Genomic DNA, 20,972 nt, shown 5'->3' on the forward strand with positions numbered 1-20,972 from the left:
GGACGGCGTCAGTCTACGCGGCCCCCACCGCCGTGCCCGTTCGGACGATCAGCGGGCGTCGGCGAGGCGTGCGGTCTCGTCGTGCCACGAGGTGGCGACGGCGCGCAGCTTCTCTTCGTACTTGCGGCCGTGGTGCGCGCAGAACAGCAGCTCGCTGCCGTTGACCTCGGCGGCGATGTAGGCCTGGGCGCCACAGGAGTCGCAACGGTCGGTCGCGGTCAGGCGGTACTCGAGGACGTCGGGCTCGGCGGTCGTGGACATGCTCATTTCGGTTCCTCCTCGAGACATGTGATGCGGTGCGGTTGCCTCACATACAACCACGCGGTCGCCGGGAGAATGCCGCGATCCGGTCACATTTCGCTGTGCGCGTACGGAGCGGGCTCGGCGCCGAGCACGGTCGGGTGACGCTCGCGTGTCCCGGCGCCGCGGTGTCGACGCCCCGGCATACGCTTGGAGATTGTGACCGCTGAGTATTCCGCCCATCACCTCCAGGTGCTCGAAGGGCTCGAAGCCGTCCGCAAGCGCCCCGGCATGTACATCGGCTCCACCGATTCGCGCGGGCTCATGCACTGCGTGTGGGAGATCGTCGACAACGCCGTGGACGAGGCGCTCGGCGGCTACGGGTCGCGCATCGACGTGGTGCTGCACGCCGACGGCAGCGTCGAGGTGCGCGACCGCGCCCGAGGCATCCCCGTCGACGTGGAACCGCGCACCGGGCTCACCGGCGTCGAGGTCGTGTTCACGAAGCTCCACGCCGGTGGAAAGTTCGGCGGCGGATCGTACGCGGCCTCGGGCGGTCTGCACGGCGTCGGCGCCTCGGTCGTCAACGCACTGAGCGAGCGCCTCGACGTGGAGGTCGACCGCGGCGGCAAGACCTACGCGATGTCGTTCCACCGCGGCGAGCCGGGCGTCTTCGACGGCCCCGGCCCCGATTCGCCGTTCACGCCGTTCGAGCGCGCCTCCGAGCTCCGCGTTGTCGGCAAGACCGCGAAGGGTGTCACGGGGTCGCGCATCCGGTACTGGGCCGACCGGCAGATCTTCACGAAGGATGCCACGTTCAACCTCGGCGAGCTGGAGCAGCGCGCGCGTCAGACCGCGTTCCTCGTTCCGGGACTGCAGATCGACATCACCGACGAGCGACCCGGCTCGGCCCCGGTGGCCGCCCTCGAATCGGCGGCGGAGTCGTCGGACGAGGCGGTTGCGACGCCCGCCGAGACCGGCGCCACCGTCACGACCTTCCGCTACGACGGCGGCATCTCGGAGTTCGCCGAGTTCCTCGCGCCCGACGCGGCGATCACCGACACCTGGCGCCTGACCGGCTCGGGCACGTTCACGGAGACGGTGCCCGTGCTGCAGCCCGGCGGCGCGATGGTCCCCACCGACGTCGAGCGCACGTGCGAGGTCGACGTCGCCGTGCGCTGGGGCACGGGGTACGAGACGGTGATGCGGTCGTTCGTGAACATCATCGCCACGCCCAAGGGGGGCACGCACCAGGCGGGCTTCGAGCAGGGCCTGATGAAGGTGATCCGCAGTCAGGTCGACCAGAACGCCCGACGGCTGAAGGTCGGCAACGACAAGCTCGACAAGGACGACATCCTCGCCGGTCTCACGGCGGTGCTGACGGTGCGCCTGCCCGAACCGCAGTTCGAGGGGCAGACGAAGGAGATCCTCGGCACGCCTGCGGTGCGTGCGATCGTCGCGAACGTCGTCGCGAAGGAGCTCACGTCGCGCTTCGCCTCGACCAAGCGCGACGACAAGACGCAGACCGCGCTCGTGCTCGACAAGGTCGTGTCGGAGATGAAGGCGCGCATCTCGGCGCGTACGCACAAGGAGACCCAGCGCCGCAAGAACGCCCTGGAGTCGTCGTCGCTGCCGGCGAAGCTCGCCGACTGCCGCACGAGCGACGTCTCGCAGTCGGAGCTGTTCATCGTCGAGGGCGACTCGGCGCTCGGCACCGCCAAGCACGCCCGCAACAGCGAGTACCAGGCGCTCCTGCCGATCCGGGGCAAGATCCTCAACGTGCAGAAGGCGTCGATCAGCGACATGCTCGGAAACGCCGAGTGCGCGGCGATCATCCAGACGATCGGTGCCGGGTCGGGGCGCTCCTTCGACCTCGATGCGGCCCGCTACGGCAAGATCATCCTGATGAGCGACGCCGACGTCGACGGCGCACACATCCGCACGCTGCTGCTGACGCTGTTCTTCCGGTACATGCGGCCGCTCATCGAAGCCGGACGCGTCTACGCGGCGGTGCCGCCGCTGCACCGGGTGATCATCATGAATCCCGGCTCGAAGCCGAACGAGACCGTCTACACGTACTCCGAGCAGGAGCTGCACTCCCTATTGGCGAAGCTCACCAAGAGCGGACGCCGCTGGCAGGAGCCGGTGCAGCGCTACAAGGGGCTCGGCGAGATGGATGCCGATCAGTTGGCGACCACGACGATGGACCGCGCCGGGCGCACGCTGCGGCGGGTGCGTGTGCAGGATGCCGAGGCCGCGTCGGGTGTGTTCGAACTGCTCATGGGCAGTGACGTCGCGCCGCGTCGCGACTTCATCGTCTCCTCGAGCGATCGGCTCGATCGCGAGGCGATCGACGCCTGAACCGCGCGGGGCCCGAAACCGAGCTGGGGGGTCGGTTTCGGGCCATCGCCGCGGCGTCCGCGCGTCAGTCGTGATGACGAAGGCGGCTGAGCCAGCCTTCGTCCCCGAAATCACAGACGACACAGCAGACGCACAATGAGAGCCCGACTGCGGACCGGTCTCTCGGCAGTTACCAGCGTACGGGCGCGCGGAAGCTCCCTTGCGCGACGAACGGATAGATCGTCTGCGACTTTCGTCTAGTCTGCGGGCGGGAGAGGTCTCTGGATCAGGATTCGAGGGGGAGTGAGGCCGACACGACCCATCCCTGTGGGCCGCGCGCGGCGCGGAACGAGCCGCCGAAGAGGCGGAAGCGCTCCTGCAGGCGCATGATGCCGTAGCCGGACGTCGGCAGGCCGGCCGTGCGCGCGGGCGGAGAGTCGTCGCTGAACTCGAGGCGCGCCCACCCGCGTTCGACGCGCAACGCGATGCGCGCGTGGCGTGCGCCGGTCGCGTGCTTCAGGACATTCGTGCCGCTCTCGCGGATGACGCGGATGAGGGCCACCATCGACGCGCTCGGCAGTCGCACGTCGTCGGGCACGTCCACCGTCACCTCGATGCCGGCCTGTTCGAGCTCCTTGGTGACCACGGCGATCGTCCCCGGCAGGCCGTCGGGGGAGGGCAGGCGGTCGGGTGTGAGGTTCTCCTCGCCGCGCACCATGCCGAGCACGCGGCGGATGTCGGTGAGCGCCTGGACCGCGGCCTCGCGGATCGCGGTCTGCGACTGAGAACGGGTCGTGCGGTCTTCGGTTCGTTCGAGCACAGCGGCGTGCAGCGCGACGATCGTGATCTCGTGCGCCACGATGTCGTGCAACTCGTCGGCGATGAGGTCGCGCTCGTGCCGAAGCTGCTCGGCGACCTCGCGTTCCGTCGCCTCGAGCTGGGTGGTCAACATCTGTGCCTTCGTGTACTGATTCCGGATGGCGAGCCCGATCAACAGGCTGGCCACGCCGAGGAACGCGATGATCACCGCGCCCAACGGTTGAACTCCGGAGCCGGGTCTGAGGACGATGGCGATGAGCCAGGTCGTCCACGAGATCGCGTATACCGCGGTGAGCGCTGCGCTGCAGGTGAATGCGGCAAGACCGAGGATCGCCGCGCCCAGAAGCACGGAATCGACGACTCCGGTGATGCCCGCCGCGATGGCGGCGACACTCAGCACGATCGTGGCGACCGGGGGCCGCCAGGCGAACAGCGCGATCGACACCGTGATCGAGGTGGTGACGATCGCCGATTCGACTCCCGTCGTACCGTCGTTGGTCGCTCGCACGATCGAGTCGAGCAACAGCGCAACGGCGACGAACGCGATCAGCAATCCACGAGTGATGGACGGCAGCGGATAGTACGCCCAGAAGGGCATCCGCAGGTATTCGAGCGCACGCGCTCGGAGAACAGTCACCCCGCGATTATCTCGCGGCTCATCAGAGTCACTTCCAAAGTCCCATGAAGCGTCCAAGCCAATCCCACATTTCCATCACCTCCACAAGGTCTCGAATCGATTCTTCAAACAGACGTCACCGCGCACGAGAGACCATTGGCTACAGCGTTTGCGACTTTCGTCTAGGCCTCTCCGGCGGGATCTCCCCGCCGGCGCAAGGGGCGAGGGTCGTGCTCCGTAAGATGGCGATGTGACTGAAGCCATCCGGGTGATCATCGTGGACGACGAGTCGCTGGTGCGCGCTGCGCTGCGCGTGTTCCTGGAGTCATCCGACGGGTTCGAGCTCGTCGGCGAGGCCGACAACGGCGCCGATGCGATCACGCTCGTGCGCGCGACGCAGCCCGACGTCGTCCTGATGGACGTGCAGATGCCGATCATGGACGGCATCGAGGCGACGCAGCGCCTCACCCGGGAGTTCCCCGGACTGAAGATCGTGGCGCTGACCACGTTCTCGACGGAGCGGGTCATCGTCCCGATGCTGAGCGCAGGGGCATCCGGCTTCCTCGTCAAAGACACCTCGCCGGACCGCATTCTCGACGCCGCGCGGCTCGCTCACGAGGGCGGCTACGTGCTGTCGCCGCGCGTCGCGAAAGAACTCGTCACCTCGGTGCAGTCCGGGGCCGCGTCGGCGACGCGCGAGCTCGGGCGCGACGAAGAACTCACCGAGCGCGAGCTCGAGGTCGTGACGCTCCTCGCGCAGGGCATGTCGAACGCCGAGATCGCGGCGGCGATGTACGTGTCGGAGGCGACCGTGAAGTCTCACCTCGGCCGCATCACGGCGAAGTGGGGCGTGCGCGACCGCATCCAGGTGCTCATCCGTGCCACCCAGCTGGGGCTCGTGACGCTCGTCTGAGAGCTCGGCGCGGCGGTCAGCAGCCCGTCAGTCGACGACCGTGCCGACGGCGGCCACGACCGCCTCGAGGGGCTGGCCCGAGGCATCCCGCTTCGCGCCGGGCGCCGGCAGCTGCCGCACCGCGCCGTCGGCGGCGAGCGCCCGCGGCTCGACGCCCACCCAGGCGAGGGTGAGCACGTCTTCGCCCTTCACGAAGCGCTGCGCCCGCACGCCGCCCGTGGCGCGCCCCTTGGCGGGGAACTCGTCGAACGACGACACCTTCGCACTGCCGGGGTCGGTGCCGGCGATCGCCTGCGACGATCCGGCGACGGTGACGACGACGGTGCGCTCGTCGCGCGGTGCGGGCTGGAAGGCGATGACCTCGGCGCCCGTGCTGAGCCGGATGCCGGCCATGCCGCCCGCGGCACGCCCCTGCGGGCGCACCGCGTCGGCGCCGAAGCGCAGCAGCTGGGCGTCGGAGGTGACGAAGACCAGTTCGTCGTGGTCGGGGGCGAGACCCGCTCCCACGACGCGGTCGCCGGGCTTCAGGGCGATGATCTCGACCTCGTGCTTGCCGGGGGGCAGCTCCGAGGTCGCCACGCGCTTGACGGTGCCCTGGGCGGTGCCGAGCGCGATGATCTCGCCGGAGAGGGGCACGATCGCCACGACGTGCTCGCCCGAGGGGAGCGCGAGGTACTGATCGGCCCGCGTGCCGGCCGCCGGCTGCACCGAGTTCGCCGGCACCGAGGGGAGGTCGACGGGGGAGAAGCGCACGAGCCGGCCTGCGGTGGTCACCGCGCCGAGGTCGCCGCGCGTCGTCGCATCCACTGCCGAGCGGATGCCGTCGTGCTTCGAGCGTCGCGTGGGCGCGACGACGCCTCCCGTGACGTCGCCGGAGCCGTCCGCGCTCTCGGTCGGGGCGAGCTCGGCGCGGACGAGCCGGCCCGTCGCCGTGAGGAACACGCGGCACGGGGCATCCGCGATCTGCAGGTCCGCCGGGGCGGCGGCGCGCGAGCGGGGCGTGACCGGGCCGCCGTTCAGCAGCAGGGTGCGCCGGGGCGTGCCGAACGTCTCGGCGGTGGCGTCGAGCTCACGGGCGACCTGCGCGCGCAGCAGCACGTCGCTGCCGAGCAGCGCCTCGAGGTCGGCGATCTCCTTCTTCAGCGCGTCGCGCTCGGTCTCGAGCTCGATGCGGGAGAACCGGGTGAGGCGCCGCAGGCGCAGCTCGAGGATGTACTCGGCCTGCGGCTGCGACAGGTCGAACACGCTCATGAGCTTCGTGCGCGCCTGCTCGCCGTCGTCGGAGGCGCGGATCACCTGGATGACTTCGTCGATGTCGAGGATCGCGATCAGCAGGCCCTCGACGAGGTGCAGGCGCTCCTGCTTGCGGGCGAGGCGGAAGCTGCTGCGCCGCGTGACGACCGAGAGGCGGTGGTCGAGGTAGACGCGCAGCAGCGGCTTGAGGCCGAGCGTCTGCGGCTGGCCGTCGACGAGGGCGACGTTGTTGATGCCGAACGAGTCCTCGAGCGGGGTCAGCCGGTAGAGCTGCTCGAGCACCGCGTTCGGGTCGAAACCGGTCTTGATCCCGATCACGAGACGCAGCCCGTGGTTGCGGTCGGTCAGGTCGTTGAGGTCGGCGATGCCCGTGAGCTTCTTCGCGTTGACCGCGTCCTTGATCTTCTCGATCACGCGCTCGGCGCCGACCATGTAGGGCAGCTCGGTGACCACGAGGCCGGTGCGGCGCGGACCGAGGGACTCGACCGAGACCTTCGCCCGGGTGCGGAAGGTGCCGCGACCGGTCTCGTACGCCTCGCGGATGCCGTCGAGCCCGACGATGATCCCGCCCCCGGGGAGGTCGGGGCCGGGCACGAACTGCATGAGGTCGGCGGTGGACGCGTCGGGGTTGTCGAGCAGATGGATCGCCGCGGCGACCACCTCGATCAGGTTGTGCGGCGCCATGTTCGTCGCCATGCCGACCGCGATGCCCGTCGTACCGTTGACGAGCAGGTTCGGGAAGGCGGCGGGCAGCACGTCGGGCTGCTGGAACTGACCGTCGTAGTTCGGGATGAAGTCGACGACGTCCTCGTCGAGGTTCTCGGTGAGCGCGAGCGCCGCGGGCGCGAGACGCGCCTCCGTGTAGCGCGCGGCGGCGGGGCCGTCGTCGAGGGAGCCGAAGTTGCCGTGGCCGTCGACGAGCGGCACGCGCAGGGCGAACGGCTGCGCCAGGCGCACGAGCGCGTCATAGATCGCGGAGTCGCCGTGCGGGTGGAGCTTTCCCATCACCTCGCCGACGACGCGGGCGCTCTTGACGTGGCCGCGGTCGGGGCGCAGCCCCATGTCGGCCATCTGGAACAGGATGCGCCGCTGCACGGGCTTCAGGCCGTCGCGCGCGTCGGGGAGCGCCCGCGAGTAGATGACCGAGTAGGCGTACTCGAGGAACGAGTCCTGCATCTCCGCCGACACGTCGACGTCTTCGATGCGGCCGTGACCTTCGGGAATGGACTCGGTGCGCGCAGCTGCCATGGAAACTCGGGTGCCCTCGCTGGTGGGAGATGTGACGGGACGGGGCCGTGTGCGCCGTGTGCGAGACTGGCCCCGATGCCTCTCAGCCTACCCGTGGACCCGCCGACGGCCCGGAGCCTCACCGGCGTCGTGCCGCAGATCATGCGGTCGCTCGAGGGCGACCCCGACTGGTTCCCGGCGGCCCGCTCGGCGATCGTCGTGGTGGTCGACGGCCTCGGCCGCGCCAACCTGACGGCGCACGCGGGGCACGCGCGGTTCCTCACCGGACACATGGGCAAGAAGGATGCCGCGCGCACCGTCTTCCCCGCGACGACGGCCACCGCCCTGACGAGTCTGCTGACCGGCACGTGGGCGGGCGAGCACGGGATCGTCGGATACCGCGGCCTCGTGCCGGGGACGCTCCGGGCCCCGAATCAGCTGAAGGGGTGGGAGACCGACGGGCTCGATCCGCTCACGTGGCAGCGCGCACAGCCGCTGTTCGAGCGCCGCGCCGAGGCGGGACTGCCCTCGTTCGTCGTCTCGAAGGGCACGTACCGCACGACCGGCTTCACGCGCGCGATCCAGCGCGGAGCGACCTTCGCCGACGCGGCGACCCCCGACGAGCGCATCGAGACCGCGGCATCCCTCGCCGCAGACCACCCCGGCGCACTCGTCTACGTCTACCTGCCCGAACTCGACACCGTCGGCCACGCACAGGGCTGGGAGAGCGACGCCTGGATCGCGGGCCTGGAACGGGTGGATGCCGCGATCCGGCGTCTCGCCGAGCTCTCCGGCGCCGACACCGGCATCGTCGTCACGGCCGACCACGGCATGGTCGACGTGCCGGCGCATCGGCAGGTGCTGCTCGGCGCCGGTGACCTGCTGCTCGACGAGGTCGACCTCGTCGCGGGCGAGCCGCGGCTGCTGCAGCTGTACACCACTCAGGGTGAGGCCGCGGCCGAGCGCATCGCGGCGCGCTGGCGCGACAGCGAGGGGGAGCGGTCGTGGGTCATGACCCGACGGGAGGCGGTCGCGGCCGGGCTGTACGGTCCGCGGGTGGATGCCGAGGTGCTGCCGCGCATCGGCGACGTGCTCGTGGCGGCGCGCGCGGCGATCGCCTACTACGACGACCGCCTCGCCGACAAGAAGTCGCAGCGGATGATCGGGCAGCACGGCTCGCTCACCGATCAGGAGCGGATCGTCCCGCTCATCCGCCTCGGCGCGTTCGCCGCGCCCTGACGCAGATCGCTGATTCCGCTGGCTGACGCCGGACGCTGATGCCGTGCCCTGAGCCGGTCAGGAACCGTCTTCGGTACGCGCGCCGAAGACGATCTCGTCCCACGACGGCATCGAGGTGCGTCCCTTGCGGCGCGACGCCTCGGAGATCACGGTGTCATCGAGGGTGTCGTCGTCCTCCTCGGCGCGCGCGCTCTCGTCGTAGCCGGGCTCGAGGGCGTCGAACAGCGCGGCTCCGCCGTGCGCGGGCGCCGACGGCGTCGCGGGGGTGGCCGCCTGCTCGGTCGGCATGGGCTCGCGCAGGCCGCGCCGGCGGCGCAGCGCCTCGAGCAGGTCGGCGGTCTCGGCGGAGGTCACCGACTGGTCGGGGGCGCGCTTGATCGCCGCCTCCTGCACCGCGGCGGTGACCGTCGGGCGGATGTCGCGGGACACGATCTCGGCGTCGGGCTCGAGGCGGCGTGGACCGAACGCGCCGGAGTCGAAGCGCGACGAGTCCTTCACCGGCGAGACGTCGAGGGCGCGCAGGCGCGGGATGAGCCCCTCGGGGAGCGATCCCTGGCGCGAGAGCTGCGTGGCATCCGCGTTCTGCGGCGACAGCGTCGAGCGGCGCGGGTCGAAGCTCCACCGCGCGTCGTGGGCGACCTCGCTCGCGGTGAACTCGAGCTTGACGATCCAGCCCGACTCCTCGCGCCAGCTCGTCCAGCGCTCCCCGGTCGCCCCGGCGTCGGCGAGCTTGGCCCGCACCGCGGTGCCGAACGTCGGCTGGGCGTCGTCGCCGAGCTCGCCGGCGATCAGCACCGGCACCGCCAGCGCCTGGTCGACGATGTGCTCGCGCTCGGCCAGCACGGGGCGCTCGTACCGCTGCACGTCCTCCAGTCGCGCGCCCAGCAGGTCGGCGACCTCCTGAGCGGACAGGCCGGAGCGGATGTGGGCCTGGATGTCGCGGGGGCTCGGCCGCGGCGTGCGAGGCTCGGCGTCGCGCTGCACGCGGCGCAGTTGCGAACGGAGGGTCTCGTCCACCGCCAGGGCGAACCGTTCACCCGTCTCGGTTGCGACGACGAGAACGCCCTCTTCGATTCCGATGACTTTGAGCTGCTCCATGCGAGACACGCCTCCAGATCCCTGCGAAGACACCGCATCGCGGCGCCGCGACCATGCTGACACGGCGGCGCGCCCGCAACGGGAATATCGCGGGCGCGCCGCGAGTTCCTCTCGTCGCACCCGCCGGAAAGCGGGCTGTGGATGACCGGCATTTGCGAAAAGCGGGCGGGTCATGCAAACTATCGCCGCCCCGGGCCATGCGGCCCATGCCCACGAGGTTGGGCGAGCCCGTCAGATCCTGGAAGTGAGAGCATGGCGACCGATTACGACGCCCCCCGCAAGACCGACGACGACAGCGAGTCGATCGAGGCCCTGAAGGAGCGCGTTCCCGACAAGCTCTCCGGGGCGGTCGGCGATGAAGACGCCGACAACCCCTCGGGTTTCGAACTGCCCGGAGCCGACCTCTCCGACCTCGAGCTCGACGTCGTCGTGCTGCCCCCGCAGGAGGACGAGTTCACCTGCGTCGAGTGCTTCCTCGTCAAGCACCGCACCCAGATCGACCACGAGACCTCCATCGGCGCCATCTGCGTCGAGTGCGCCGCCTGATCGTCTCCGGATCGGCGTGATCAGCCGCGCTGTGCGCGCCTGATCGCGGCGATCACCCGGTCGGGAGTGCGCGTCGAGAAGACCCACTCCCGCACCGGATCGCGGTCGTCGTCGACGCGGACCGCGACGACCCCGTCGATCCCTCCGCGCAGCAGATGCCAGGCCGTCCGCGGCAGTCCGGGCCCGCGCAGCTCGCGGGCCTCGTCGCCGGTCGCGCCCGTCGCCTCGCCCAGCATCCGCACCGGGATGTGCGCGCGACCGACTCGCAGCTCGCCCGCCCGCACCTCGACGACCGGCGACGCGAACACGAGCGTCGCCACGATGACGACCGCGACCGCCAGTCCGGCGACGAGCGCGACCGTGGCATCCAGTGGCACGAAGACCAGCGAGACCATCGGCGCCGCGACCGCCGCGCTCAGCAGCGTCCACAGCGACGGGCTCAGCCGCTCGCGGTAGACCGGCGCGGGGGCACCCGGCCGGGCTGATTTCCGTGGGCGGGCAGGGTCTGCGTTCATCTGGGCGTGCATTAGCCTCGTGGGGTGATCGAATCCGTGGACGTTCCCATTATCGCCGCGCACGTTCCCGCATACGCGCACCCCGGCGACGCGGGAGCAGACCTCGTCGCGACCGAGGCCGTCCGGCTGGGGCCGGGCGAACGCGCGCTCGTGGGGACCGGCGTGCGCATCGCGCTCCCCGACGGCTACGCGGCGTTCGTGGTTCCGCGCAGCGGCCTCGCGGCCCGCCACGGCATCACGATCGTCAACTCTCCCGGCACCGTCGACGCCGGCTATCGCGGCGAGATCAAGGTCTCGCTGCTGAACACGGATGCCTCGGAGGCATACGACGTGGCGGTCGGCGACCGCATCGCGCAGCTCATCGTGCTGCCGGTGCCCCGGGTGCGATTCGTCCCGGTCGACGACCTGCCGGCCTCCGTCCGTGGCGACGGCGGCTTCGGGTCGACCGGCTATCAGACAGGAGCGAACCAATGAGCGACGAGCTGCAGGGCAAGTCGGCCCCCGACGACCGTGCCGCATCCGGCCCCTTCGACGAGTCGGAGGCCAATCCGGTGCGGCCCTACATCGATCTCGGCGGCATCAAAGTGCTGCCCCGCGAGGGCCTCAACCTGCGCCTCGAGGTCGAGGAGCAGACCGGCCGCATCGTCGCGGTGGGCTTGGACTACGCCGACTCGACGCTGCAGGTGCAGCCGTTCGCCGCGCCGCGGACGACGGGACTGTGGGGCGAGACGCGCGAGCAGATCCGCCAGCAGATCCGCCAGCAGGGCGGCCGCGTCGAAGAGCGGGAGGGGCCCCTCGGCCCCGAGCTCCTCGCCGAGGTGCCCGTCGCGGCGGGCCCCGACGCGAAGCCCGGCAAGCGCCTGGCCCGCTTCGTCGGCGTCGACGGGCCGCGCTGGTTCCTCCGCGGCGTCATCGGGGGAGCGGCCACGGGAGACGTGGAAGCGGCGGCGAAGGTCGAAGACCTCTTCCGCTCGCTCGTCGTGGTGCGCGGCGGCACGCCGATGCCCCCGCGCGACCTCATCCCGCTGAAGATGCCCGCCGCCCCCGGCACGTCATGAGCGACCCGCAGGACCGCGCCGGCGCCGACGACGACGCCCGAGGCATCCCCACCGAGCCGTCGCCCGCCGACCCGCGTTCGGCGCCGGACCCCGCCGCGGATGCGGCGCGCAGCCAGCCGTCCGCGTCCGACCTGTTCGGGCAGGCGCTCGGCGGGGCGGCGCGACGCGCCGGCATGGATCCGGCGCGGGAGGCGCACACCGGTCACGTCGTCTGGAGGGCCATGGGCGGATGGCGCGGCGTGTTCGAGTCGGTCCTCCCCGGCCTCGCCTTCGTGCTGCTGTTCACCCTGACCCGCGACCTCCTGCTCTCCGTCGTCGTCTCGGTGGGGCTCGCCGCCGTGTTCACGATCATCCGCCTGGTGCAGCGTTCGACGCTCAGCGCGGCGCTCGGCGGACTCATCGCGACCGCCGCCGCAGCCGCGCTCGCGCTGTGGACCGGGCGCGCGCAGGACAACTTCGTCCCCGGCCTCATCACCAATGCGGCCTACGGCACCGCCTTCCTCATCTCCGCGTTCATCGGCTGGTCGCTCATCGGCCTGGCCGTCGGCTTCCTGATGAACGAGGGCACCGCGTGGCGGACGGATGCCCGGAAGCGACGTGTCTTCTTCTGGCTCGCCATCGCGTGGGCGGCCCTGTTCTTCGCGCGCCTCGCCGTGCAGCTGCCGCTGTATCTCGCCGGCACCGACGAGGCGACGACGGCCCTCGGCACCCTGAAACTCGTCATGGGGCTGCCCCTGTTCGCCCCGCTCGTGGCCGTCACGTGGCTCGCGGTGCGCGCCGTCTATCCGCCCGCGCCGAAGGCCGGAGCGCCGTCGGACTCGTGATAGATTTATCTTGACATCAAGATAAATTCTCCCGCGATCACGCGCGCTGCCGGTAAGGGCGACCTCACTAGCCGAGCGCGACGGAGGCGGGGAAGATGGAGTGATCGGCCGCCGCGAACCGTGCGCGCGCCCGTGCCCCCGAAGAAGGAGTAGAGACGTGTCCACAGTTGACAGCTTCGGAGCGAAGAGCACCCTGACGGTCGGCGGCACCGACTACGAGATCTATCGTGTCGACACGGTCGCCGGTTACGAGAAGCTCCCGTTCAGCCTCAAGGTGCTGCTCGAGAATCTGCTTCGCACCGAAGACGGCGCGAACGTCACGAAGGCGCAGATCGAGGCGCTCGGATCATGGGACCCCGATGCGGAGCCCGACACCGAGATCCAGTTCACGCCGACCCGCGTGGTCATGCAGGACTTCACCGGCGTCCCCTGCATCGTCGACCTCGCCACCATGCGTGAGGCGGTCACGGACCTCGGCGGCGACCCGAACCGCATCAACCCGCTGTCGCCGGCCGAGATGGTCATCGACCACTCCGTCATCGCCGATCTGTTCGGCCGTCCCGATGCGATCGAGCGCAACGTCGAGATCGAGTACCAGCGCAACGGCGAGCGGTACCAGTTCCTGCGCTGGGGCCAGACCGCGTTCGACGACTTCAAGGTCGTGCCTCCGGGCACCGGCATCGTGCACCAGGTCAACATCGAGCACCTGGCGAAGGTCGTCTACGACCGCACCGGCCGCGACGGCGTGTTGCGCGCGTACCCCGACACCTGTGTCGGCACCGACTCGCACACGACGATGGTCAACGGCCTGGGTGTGCTCGGCTGGGGCGTCGGCGGCATCGAGGCCGAGGCCGCCATGCTCGGCCAGCCCGTCTCGATGCTCATCCCGCGCGTCGTCGGCTTCAAGCTCACAGGCGAGATCCCCGCTGGCGTGACCGCGACGGACGTCGTGCTCACGATCACCGAGATGCTGCGCCAGCACGGCGTGGTCGGCAAGTTCGTCGAGTTCTACGGCGCAGGTGTGGCATCCGTGCCGCTCGCCAACCGCGCGACCATCGGCAACATGTCGCCTGAGTTCGGGTCGACCGCCGCGATGTTCCCGATCGACGACGTGACCCTCGACTACCTGCGCCTCACCGGACGCGACGAGCACGCCGTCGAGCTGGTCGAGCAGTACGCGAAGGCCCAGGGCCTGTGGCACGACGCCGACAAGGAGCCCTCGTACTCGGAGTACATGGAGCTCGACCTGTCGACGGTCGTCCCCTCGATCGCCGGTCCCAAGCGTCCGCAGGACCGCATTCTGCTCGCCGAGGCGAAGACTCAGTTCGAGAAGGACATCCTGAACTACGCCTCCGCGAACGAGGTCTCGGTCGAGGTCGAGGGCACGTTTCCGGCATCCGACCCCGGCTACGCGCCAGGTGTCGAGCACGAGCACGTGTTGGGGGAGGGCGTCTCGTGCCAGCACGAGCGCGCGCACCAGCACTCCATGCTCGCCTCGAGCGGCGACCACGGCGCATCCAACCCGGTTAAGGTGACGACCCCCGAGGGTCAGGACTATATCCTCGACAACGGCGCGGTGACCCTGGCTGCCATCACCTCCTGCACCAACACGTCGAACCCGTCTGTGATGATCGCCGCCGGCCTTCTCGCCCGCAAGGCGCGGAACAAGGGCCTGAAGCAGATGCCGTGGGTCAAGACGACGCTCGGCCCCGGTTCGAAGGTCGTCACCGACTACTACGAGAAGTCGGGTCTCGACAAAGACCTCGAGGGCCTCGGCTTCTACACCGTCGGCTACGGCTGCACGATCTGCATCGGAAACTCCGGACCGCTCATCGAAGAGGTCTCGAAGGCGATCAACGAGAACGACCTCGCCGTCGCGGCGGTGCTCTCGGGCAACCGCAACTTCGAGGGGCGCATCAGCCCCGACGTGAAGATGAACTACCTGGCATCCCCGCCGCTCGTCGTCGCCTACGCCCTCGCCGGCTCGATGCACTTCGACTTCGACACCGACCCGCTGGGGAAGGACGCCGAGGGCAACGACGTCTTCCTGAAGGACATCTGGCCCTCGCCCGACGAGGTGCAGGAGATCATCGACTCGTCGATCTCGCGCGACCAGTTCATCAAGCAGTACGCGACCGTCTTCGACGGCGACGAGCGCTGGACGAGCCTGCCGACCCCCGAGGGTCCCATCTTCGAGTGGGACGCCGACTCGACGTACGTGCGCAAGGCGCCGTACTTCGACGCCATGTCGATGGAGCTGACCCCGGTCAGCGACATCCAGGGTGCACGCGTCATGGCGACGCTCGGCGACTCGGTCACGACCGACCACATCTCGCCGGCCGGCAACATCAAGGCCGGCACCCCTGCCGCACAGTACCTGACCGAGCACGGCGTCGCGCAGAAGGACTTCAACTCCTACGGCTCGCGCCGTGGCAACCACGAGGTCATGATCCGCGGCACGTTCGCGAACATCCGTCTGAAGAACGAGCTCGTCGCCGCCGTCAACGACGGTCATGTCGTCGAGGGCGGCTTCACCCGTGACTTCACGCAGCCCGGCGGCCCGCAGTCGTACATCTTCGACGCGAGCCAGAACTACCAGGCGCAGGGCACGCCCCTCGTCGTGTTCGGTGGCAAGGAGTACGGCTCGGGCTCGTCGCGCGACTGGGCGGCCAAGGGCACGTCGCTCCTCGGCGTCAAGGCGGTCATCACCGAGAGCTTCGAGCGCATCCACCGCTCGAACCTGATCGGCATGGGCGTCGTCCCGCTGCAGTTCCCCGAAGGGCATTCGTGGAAGAGCCTCGGCCTCGACGGCACCGAGATCGTCTCGATCGAGGGCCTCGAAGAGCTCAACAGCGGCACGACGCCGACGACCGTCAAGGTCACCGCGGCGCCGAGCGAGTTCTCGCCGGAGGGCAAGGAGACGGTCGTCTTCGACGCCAAGGTGCGCATCGACACGCCCGGTGAGGCCGACTACTACCGCAACGGCGGCATCCTGCAGTACGTGCTGCGCTCGCTCGTCTGAGCGATCGCAGACCGCCGCGCCCCGGCATCCGTCCCATGCGGACGGATGCCGGGGCGCGGCTCGTTCCGGGGGCGCGATGCCCGCTGCTCAGCGCCGCATCAGCTGCTGCTGCCAGTTCGCCGGCACCCGTTCCGCGGGGCCCGGCACCGTCTGCTCGACGGGGTGACTCTGGGGCGGGGCGAGCTCCGGGCCCGTGGCGTAGTCGTCGGTGCGGAAGTCGTAGAACCAGTCCTCACCCGGCTCGTAGCTGCGGATGATCGGGTGACCGGTCTCGGCGGCGTGGGCGCGCGCGTGCCGCGACAGGGACTGGTCGCAGCAGCCCACATGGCCGCACGCCGCGCACCGGCGCAGATGGAACCACCACCCTCCCGACTCGTCGCATTCGAGGCATCCGTCGCCGCTCGGCGGCACGGTCGGGTCGACCTCGGCGGTCACGGCGTCCTCCTCGCTCTGCCCCGATCCTGCCTGCTCGGTGCCCGCGGCACCAGGCCCCGAACGGCGCGACGCGGTCGGGGCCACGTAGACTCGGGGGATGAGTCTGCTCGCCTCGATCACCGGTCCGCGCGATCTCGATGCGCTCACGCCGGCCCAGCTGGAACAGCTGGCCCAGGAGGTGCGCGACTTCCTCATCGAGAACGTCGCACGCACCGGCGGTCACCTCGGACCGAACCTCGGCGTCGTCGAGCTGACGATCGCCCTGCACCGCGTGTTCGACTCGCCGAACGACCCCTTCGTCTTTGACACGGGGCACCAGTCGTACGTCCACAAGCTGCTGACGGGGCGGCAGGACTTCAGCGGGCTCCGCTCCCGCGGCGGCCTCGCCGGGTACCCGCAGCGCTCGGAGAGCGTGCACGACGTCGTCGAGTCGTCGCACGCGTCGAGCTCGCTGAGCTGGGCCGACGGCATCTCCCGGGCCCTCAACCGCACCGGGCGCACCGATCGACATGTCGTCGCCGTCGTCGGCGACGGGGCCCTGACCGGTGGCATGACGTGGGAGGCGCTCAACAACATCTCCGACGACAACGAACGCAACCTCGTCATCGTCGTCAACGACAACGGTCGCTCCTACGCGCCGACGATCGGCGGCATGGCTCGCTACCTCAACCGCGTGCGCACGACCGAGGGCTACGAGAACCTCCGTCGCGGGTCCGACTCGTTCTTCCGCAAGCTCGGCCCCGCCGGGCGCGCCGTCTACCGCGGCGTCCGCGGCGGCACACACGGCTTCCTCTCGCGCTTCTCGAACAACGCGGCGCTGTATTCCAATCTCGACATCAAGTACCTGGGGCCCATCGACGGCCACGATCTGCCGGTGCTCGAAGAGACCCTGCGCCTCGCGAAGGCGTACGGCGCGCCCGTCATCGTGCACGTCATCACCGAGAAGGGGCAGGGCTACGAACCCGCCCGCAACGACGAGGCCGATCAGTTCCACGCCGTCGGCAAGATCGATCCCGTCACCGGCGAGCCGCTCGGCGGCGGCGGTGGCACCGCGTGGACCGACGTGTTCTCCGACGCGCTCGTCGAGGCCGGCGAGCAGCGCGACGACATCATCGCGGTGACGGCGGCGATGCTCCGGCCCACCGGGCTGCAGCCGTTCGCGCAGCGCTTCCCCGACCGGGTGTACGACGTCGGCATCGCCGAGCAGCACGCCGTGGCATCCGCCGCCGGCCTCGCATTCGGCGGCCTGCATCCCGTCGTCGCCATCTACGCGACGTTCATGAACCGTGCGTTCGATCAGGTGATGATGGATGTCGCGCTGCACCGCGCCGGCGTCACCTTCGTGCTCGACCGCTCCGGCGTCACCGGCCCTGACGGTCCGAGCCATCACGGCGTGTGGGATCTGGCGATGCTGCAGCTCGTCCCCGGCATCCGCATCGCGGCGCCGCGCGACGAGGCTCGGCTGCGGGAGGAGTTCGCCGAGGCGATCGCGATCGACGACGCGCCGACGGTGGTGCGGTTCCCGAAGGGGAACGTCGCCGCCGACCAGTCCGCGATCGAACGGCTCGACGACGGCGTCGACGTGCTGTGGCGCCACGGCGAGCAGGACGTGCTGCTGGTCGGCATCGGTCCGATGACCCGGCTCGCCATCGAGGTCGCCGAGCGTCTGCGCGCGCAGGGGATCGGCGCGACCGTCATCGACCCGCGCTGGGTCGTGCCGGTGCAGCCGTCGGTCGTGAGCCTCGCGGCCGCGCACCGCCTGGTCATCACGATCGAGGACGGCATCCGCGTCGGGGGCGTCGGCACGCGCGTGCGCCAGGTGCTCCGCGAGGCGGGCGTCGACACGGCGGTCGACGAGCTCGGTCTGCCCGACGAGTTCCTGAACCACGCCACGCGCGAGCAGATCCTCGACGACGCGGGCCTGTCGGCCGCGAAGATCGCGCACGACGTCGTGGCGCAGGTGCTCGGCACCCGTATCCCGGTCGCGCGCCCCTCGGCCGACACGGGTGCCATCTGGACGGTCGGCGCCCCCGACGGCGAGCCGCAGGAGCGCTGAGCGCGGGGGCGCGCTGCGGGCGGCTGGCTTTCGGCGCGTGCGGGTTGTGCCGCATGCATCACGTGCGGCCCGCGGCCCGCGCACCTGGCGCCCGCCCGCGGCCGTGACACGATGGAGGGATGACCTCCACCGCCAACCTCACCCGTGACGAGACGGCGGCCCGAGCCGCCGGCATCCGCCTGAAGACCGTCGACGTCGAGGTCGACCTGCGCGGTGCTGTATCGAGGGATGCCGCGACGTTCGCCACCTCGTCGACGCTGACGTTCGAGGCATCCGTCGACGCCACGTGGATCGACTTCATCGGCGCGTCGGTCGACGAGGTGACCGTCAACGGCGCCCCGCAGCCGGTGGACTGGGACGGGTCCCGCGTACGAGTGAACGGGCTTGCGGCCCACAACGTGGTGGCCGTGCGCGGCACCGGCCGCTACAGCACGTCGGGCGAGGGGCTGCACCGCTTTCGCGACCCGGTCGACGACGCCGTCTACCTGTACACGCAGTACGAGCCGGCGGACAGCCGACGCGTGTACCCGGTGTTCGAGCAGCCCGACCTCAAGGCCCAGTGGCGCTTCGTCGTGGTCGCTCCGGACGGGTGGGAGGTGCTCTCGAACGGCGCTGAGGCCGCCCGTGAGCCGGTCGACGGCGGCGTGCGGGTCGCGTTCGCCGAGACCCTGCCGCTCTCCAGCTACATCACCGCCGTCGCCGCGGGGCCGTACCGTCGCGTCGACGGGGTGTGGGACGGCCCCGACGGTCCCGTGCCGCTCGGGGTGCTCTGCCGGGCATCCCTCGCCGAGTACCTCGTCGACTCCGGTGATGCCGAGGAGATCCTCGGCATCACGCGCCGCGGTCTCGATTTCTTCGGGGAGGCGTTCGGCCGGCCCTACCCGTGGGGCAAGTACGACCAGATCTTCGTGCCCGAGTACAACCTGGGCGCGATGGAGAACCCCGGGCTCGTGACCTTCACCGAGCGGTACGTCTTCCGCGGGGCGGCGACCGTCGCGCAGCACGAGGGCCGCGCGAACACGATCCTGCACGAGATGGCGCACATGTGGTTCGGCGATCTCGCGACGATGCGGTGGTGGGACGACCTGTGGCTCAAGGAGTCGTTCGCCGACTTCTCGGGCGCGTACGCGGCGGTTGCCGCCGGGGGATTCCCCGACGCGTGGGTGACCTTCGCGAGTCGCCGCAAGGGCTGGGCCTACGTGCAGGATCAGCTGCCCACGACGCATCCCATCGTCGCCGACATCCCGGACCTCGAGGCGGCGAAGCTCAACTTCGACGGCATCACGTACGCGAAGGGCGCGTCGGTGCTCAAGCAGCTCGTCGCGTTCGTGGGGGAGGATGCCTTCTTCCGCGGTGCGAGGCGGTACTTCGCCGACCACGCCTTCGGCAACACGACGCTGGCCGACCTCCTCGACGCGCTCGAGGCGGAGTCGGGGCGCGACCTTCGCGAGTGGAGCGACGCCTGGCTCCAGACGACCGGCATGTCGCGCCTGTCGGTGTCGCGGGGCGAGGACGGCTTGCTGACCCTCGGGCAGTCCGACCCGCGCCCGCACCGGCTCGCGGTCGGGCTCTACGGCTTCGAGGGTGAGCGGCTCGTCCGTCGCGGCGGAGTCGAGCTCGACATCGCGGGGGAGCGCACCACGGTCGAGGCGCCGGCAGTCGGCGGCGTGGCATCCATCGCCGACCTCATCGTGCCGAACGACGACGACCGCACGTACGCGAAGGTGATCCTCGACGAACGGTCGACGGATGCCGCGGTGCGCGCCCTCTCGACGATCGACGACGCGCTCGCGCGTGCCGTGGTGTGGGCGGCGCTGTGGGATGCCACGCGCGACGGCGACCTGCCGGCCGCCCGCTACCTCGAGGTGGTCGCGCGGCACGCTCCCGCGGAGGAGAACGCGGCGCTCCTGGCCGATGCGCTCGCGCACGCGCAGTTCGCGATCGGTCACTACGTCGCGGGCGCCGATCGGAGCGCTGGGGCGGCCGCCTGGCTGGAGACCGCGTGGCGTGCGCTGTGGGCGGCGCCGGCCGGGTCGGACGCGCAGCTGGCGTGGGCGCGTGCGGTGGGTGCCGCCGCGTCGCGCAGCGATGGCCGCGCCGCGGAGATCGCCGCGATCCTCGCCGGGTCGGCGCCCGCACCCGAGGGGCTGCGGCTCGACCCCGAGCTGCGGTGGGACTGGCTCGTCGCCCTCGCCGCGACGGGGCACGCGGGCATGGCCGAGGCCGACGCCGAGCTGGCCCGCGACGGGTCGGCGCAGGGGCGCACCGCCCATCGGACGGTGCTCGCCGCCCGCCCCGACGCCGAGGTGCGCGCCCGCGCCTGGCACGCGGCGTGGGAGGACGAGACCCTCACCAACGACCACCTCGACGCCACGATCGCGGGCGTTCGCGCCGGCGGTCGGCGCGACCTCGTCGCCGGGTTCGACGACGAGTACTTCGCCCGCATCCGTCCCGCGTGGACCGACCGCAGCATCGAGATCGCCCGTCGCCTCGTGGTGGGGCTGTTCCCGGCATCACAGTCCCTCGACGCGGTCGACGCGTGGCTCGCCGCGAACGCGGGTGCCCCGGGCGCGCTCCGCCGCCTTGTGATCGAGCAGCGCGACGGACTCGCCCGCGACCTGCGGGTGCGCGCCGCCCAGCCCGTGGCGTAGGCCCGGGCGGCGCGCGCTGGCCGGGCGCCGCGCGCGCGGCGCGGGGGCCGGAATCGGAAGAACGCAACAGAATCGGATGCCTCGCGCCCGGGCATCCGATTCTGTTGACGTTCTCCGAA

General features: G+C 70.8%; 16 protein-coding genes. 10 read left to right on the plus strand and 6 right to left on the minus strand.

Annotation, left to right across the window (positions count from 1 at the left end):
* Positions 1-48: 48 nt before the first annotated feature.
* Positions 49-267, minus strand: coding sequence for a hypothetical protein (locus tag LOK55_RS06765; protein ID WP_036317645.1), 219 nt, complete (start codon positions 265-267; stop codon positions 49-51).
* A 192-nt stretch (positions 268-459) separates the two neighbouring features.
* On the opposite strand from LOK55_RS06765, the gene LOK55_RS06770 reads away from it, so the two are divergent.
* Positions 460-2,601, plus strand: a complete 2,142-nt coding sequence (locus tag LOK55_RS06770; protein ID WP_229934766.1) for a type IIA DNA topoisomerase subunit B — start codon at positions 460-462, stop codon at positions 2,599-2,601.
* A gap of 265 nt (positions 2,602-2,866) precedes the next feature.
* On the opposite strand, the gene LOK55_RS06775 is transcribed toward LOK55_RS06770, so the two are convergent.
* Positions 2,867-4,036: a sensor histidine kinase gene (locus tag LOK55_RS06775; RefSeq protein WP_229934767.1), complete on the minus strand. Its 1,170-nt coding sequence runs from the start codon at positions 4,034-4,036 to the stop codon at positions 2,867-2,869.
* Positions 4,037-4,265: 229 nt separating this feature from the next.
* Here LOK55_RS06775 and LOK55_RS06780 point away from each other — a divergent pair, with 229 nt between their 5' ends.
* Complete coding sequence (locus LOK55_RS06780) at positions 4,266-4,928, plus strand: response regulator transcription factor (RefSeq protein WP_229934768.1); 663 nt, start codon at positions 4,266-4,268, stop codon at positions 4,926-4,928.
* A 27-nt stretch (positions 4,929-4,955) separates the two neighbouring features.
* Here the strand turns inward: LOK55_RS06780 and LOK55_RS06785 are convergent, their stop codons facing one another.
* Positions 4,956-7,430, minus strand: a complete 2,475-nt coding sequence (locus LOK55_RS06785; RefSeq protein ID WP_229934769.1) for a DNA topoisomerase (ATP-hydrolyzing) subunit A — start codon at positions 7,428-7,430, stop codon at positions 4,956-4,958.
* Between the two features lie 75 nt (positions 7,431-7,505).
* Between LOK55_RS06785 and LOK55_RS06790 the strand changes: the two genes are divergently transcribed.
* Positions 7,506-8,648 carry an alkaline phosphatase family protein gene (locus tag LOK55_RS06790; protein ID WP_229934770.1) on the plus strand — a complete coding sequence of 381 codons (1,143 nt, stop codon included), beginning with the start codon at positions 7,506-7,508 and terminating at the stop codon, positions 8,646-8,648.
* 57 nt (positions 8,649-8,705) lie between these two features.
* On the opposite strand, the gene sepH is transcribed toward LOK55_RS06790, so the two are convergent.
* Positions 8,706-9,746 carry a septation protein SepH gene (sepH, locus tag LOK55_RS06795; RefSeq protein ID WP_229934771.1) on the minus strand — a complete coding sequence of 347 codons (1,041 nt, stop codon included), beginning with the start codon at positions 9,744-9,746 and terminating at the stop codon, positions 8,706-8,708.
* A 252-nt stretch (positions 9,747-9,998) separates the two neighbouring features.
* Between sepH and LOK55_RS06800 the strand changes: the two genes are divergently transcribed.
* Positions 9,999-10,292, plus strand: a complete 294-nt coding sequence (locus LOK55_RS06800; protein WP_141379686.1) for a DUF4193 domain-containing protein — start codon at positions 9,999-10,001, stop codon at positions 10,290-10,292.
* 20 nt (positions 10,293-10,312) lie between these two features.
* Here LOK55_RS06800 and LOK55_RS06805 read toward each other — a convergent pair whose 3' ends face one another.
* Positions 10,313-10,807 carry a DUF3093 domain-containing protein gene (locus LOK55_RS06805; protein WP_229934772.1) on the minus strand — a complete coding sequence of 165 codons (495 nt, stop codon included), beginning with the start codon at positions 10,805-10,807 and terminating at the stop codon, positions 10,313-10,315.
* Positions 10,808-10,831: 24 nt separating this feature from the next.
* Between LOK55_RS06805 and dut the strand changes: the two genes are divergently transcribed.
* The 4 genes from dut to LOK55_RS06825 all read left to right on the plus strand — a co-directional run bounded on the left by dut (position 10,832) and on the right by LOK55_RS06825 (position 15,711).
* On the plus strand, positions 10,832-11,281 hold the full coding sequence (dut, locus tag LOK55_RS06810) for a dUTP diphosphatase (RefSeq protein ID WP_196324723.1): 450 nt from the start codon (positions 10,832-10,834) through the stop codon (positions 11,279-11,281).
* Positions 11,278-11,865, plus strand: coding sequence for a DUF3710 domain-containing protein (locus LOK55_RS06815; RefSeq protein WP_196324724.1), 588 nt, complete (start codon positions 11,278-11,280; stop codon positions 11,863-11,865). Before dut ends, LOK55_RS06815 begins: the two co-directional genes overlap by 4 nt.
* On the plus strand, positions 11,862-12,689 hold the full coding sequence (locus LOK55_RS06820) for a DUF3159 domain-containing protein (RefSeq protein WP_229934773.1): 828 nt from the start codon (positions 11,862-11,864) through the stop codon (positions 12,687-12,689). The genes LOK55_RS06815 and LOK55_RS06820 overlap by 4 nt, the downstream gene beginning before the upstream one ends.
* A gap of 157 nt (positions 12,690-12,846) precedes the next feature.
* The gene (locus LOK55_RS06825; RefSeq protein ID WP_229934774.1) at positions 12,847-15,711 is read left to right on the plus strand and encodes an aconitate hydratase; all 2,865 of its coding nucleotides are present in this window, start codon (positions 12,847-12,849) and stop codon (positions 15,709-15,711) included.
* An 87-nt stretch (positions 15,712-15,798) separates the two neighbouring features.
* Here LOK55_RS06825 and LOK55_RS06830 read toward each other — a convergent pair whose 3' ends face one another.
* A complete protein-coding gene (locus LOK55_RS06830; protein WP_229934775.1) occupies positions 15,799-16,146 on the minus strand; it encodes a UBP-type zinc finger domain-containing protein in 348 nt (115 codons plus the stop codon).
* A gap of 97 nt (positions 16,147-16,243) precedes the next feature.
* Between LOK55_RS06830 and dxs the strand changes: the two genes are divergently transcribed.
* Both dxs and pepN read left to right on the plus strand, forming a co-directional pair.
* Positions 16,244-18,202, plus strand: a complete 1,959-nt coding sequence (gene dxs, locus LOK55_RS06835) for a 1-deoxy-D-xylulose-5-phosphate synthase (RefSeq protein ID WP_229934776.1) — start codon at positions 16,244-16,246, stop codon at positions 18,200-18,202.
* A gap of 119 nt (positions 18,203-18,321) precedes the next feature.
* Positions 18,322-20,853 carry an aminopeptidase N gene (gene pepN / locus LOK55_RS06840; protein ID WP_229934777.1) on the plus strand — a complete coding sequence of 844 codons (2,532 nt, stop codon included), beginning with the start codon at positions 18,322-18,324 and terminating at the stop codon, positions 20,851-20,853.
* Positions 20,854-20,972 lie beyond the last annotated feature (119 nt).

The sequence above is a fragment of the Microbacterium sp. F2E genome (assembly GCF_020905435.1).
Classification (GTDB): domain Bacteria; phylum Actinomycetota; class Actinomycetes; order Actinomycetales; family Microbacteriaceae; genus Microbacterium; species Microbacterium lacticum.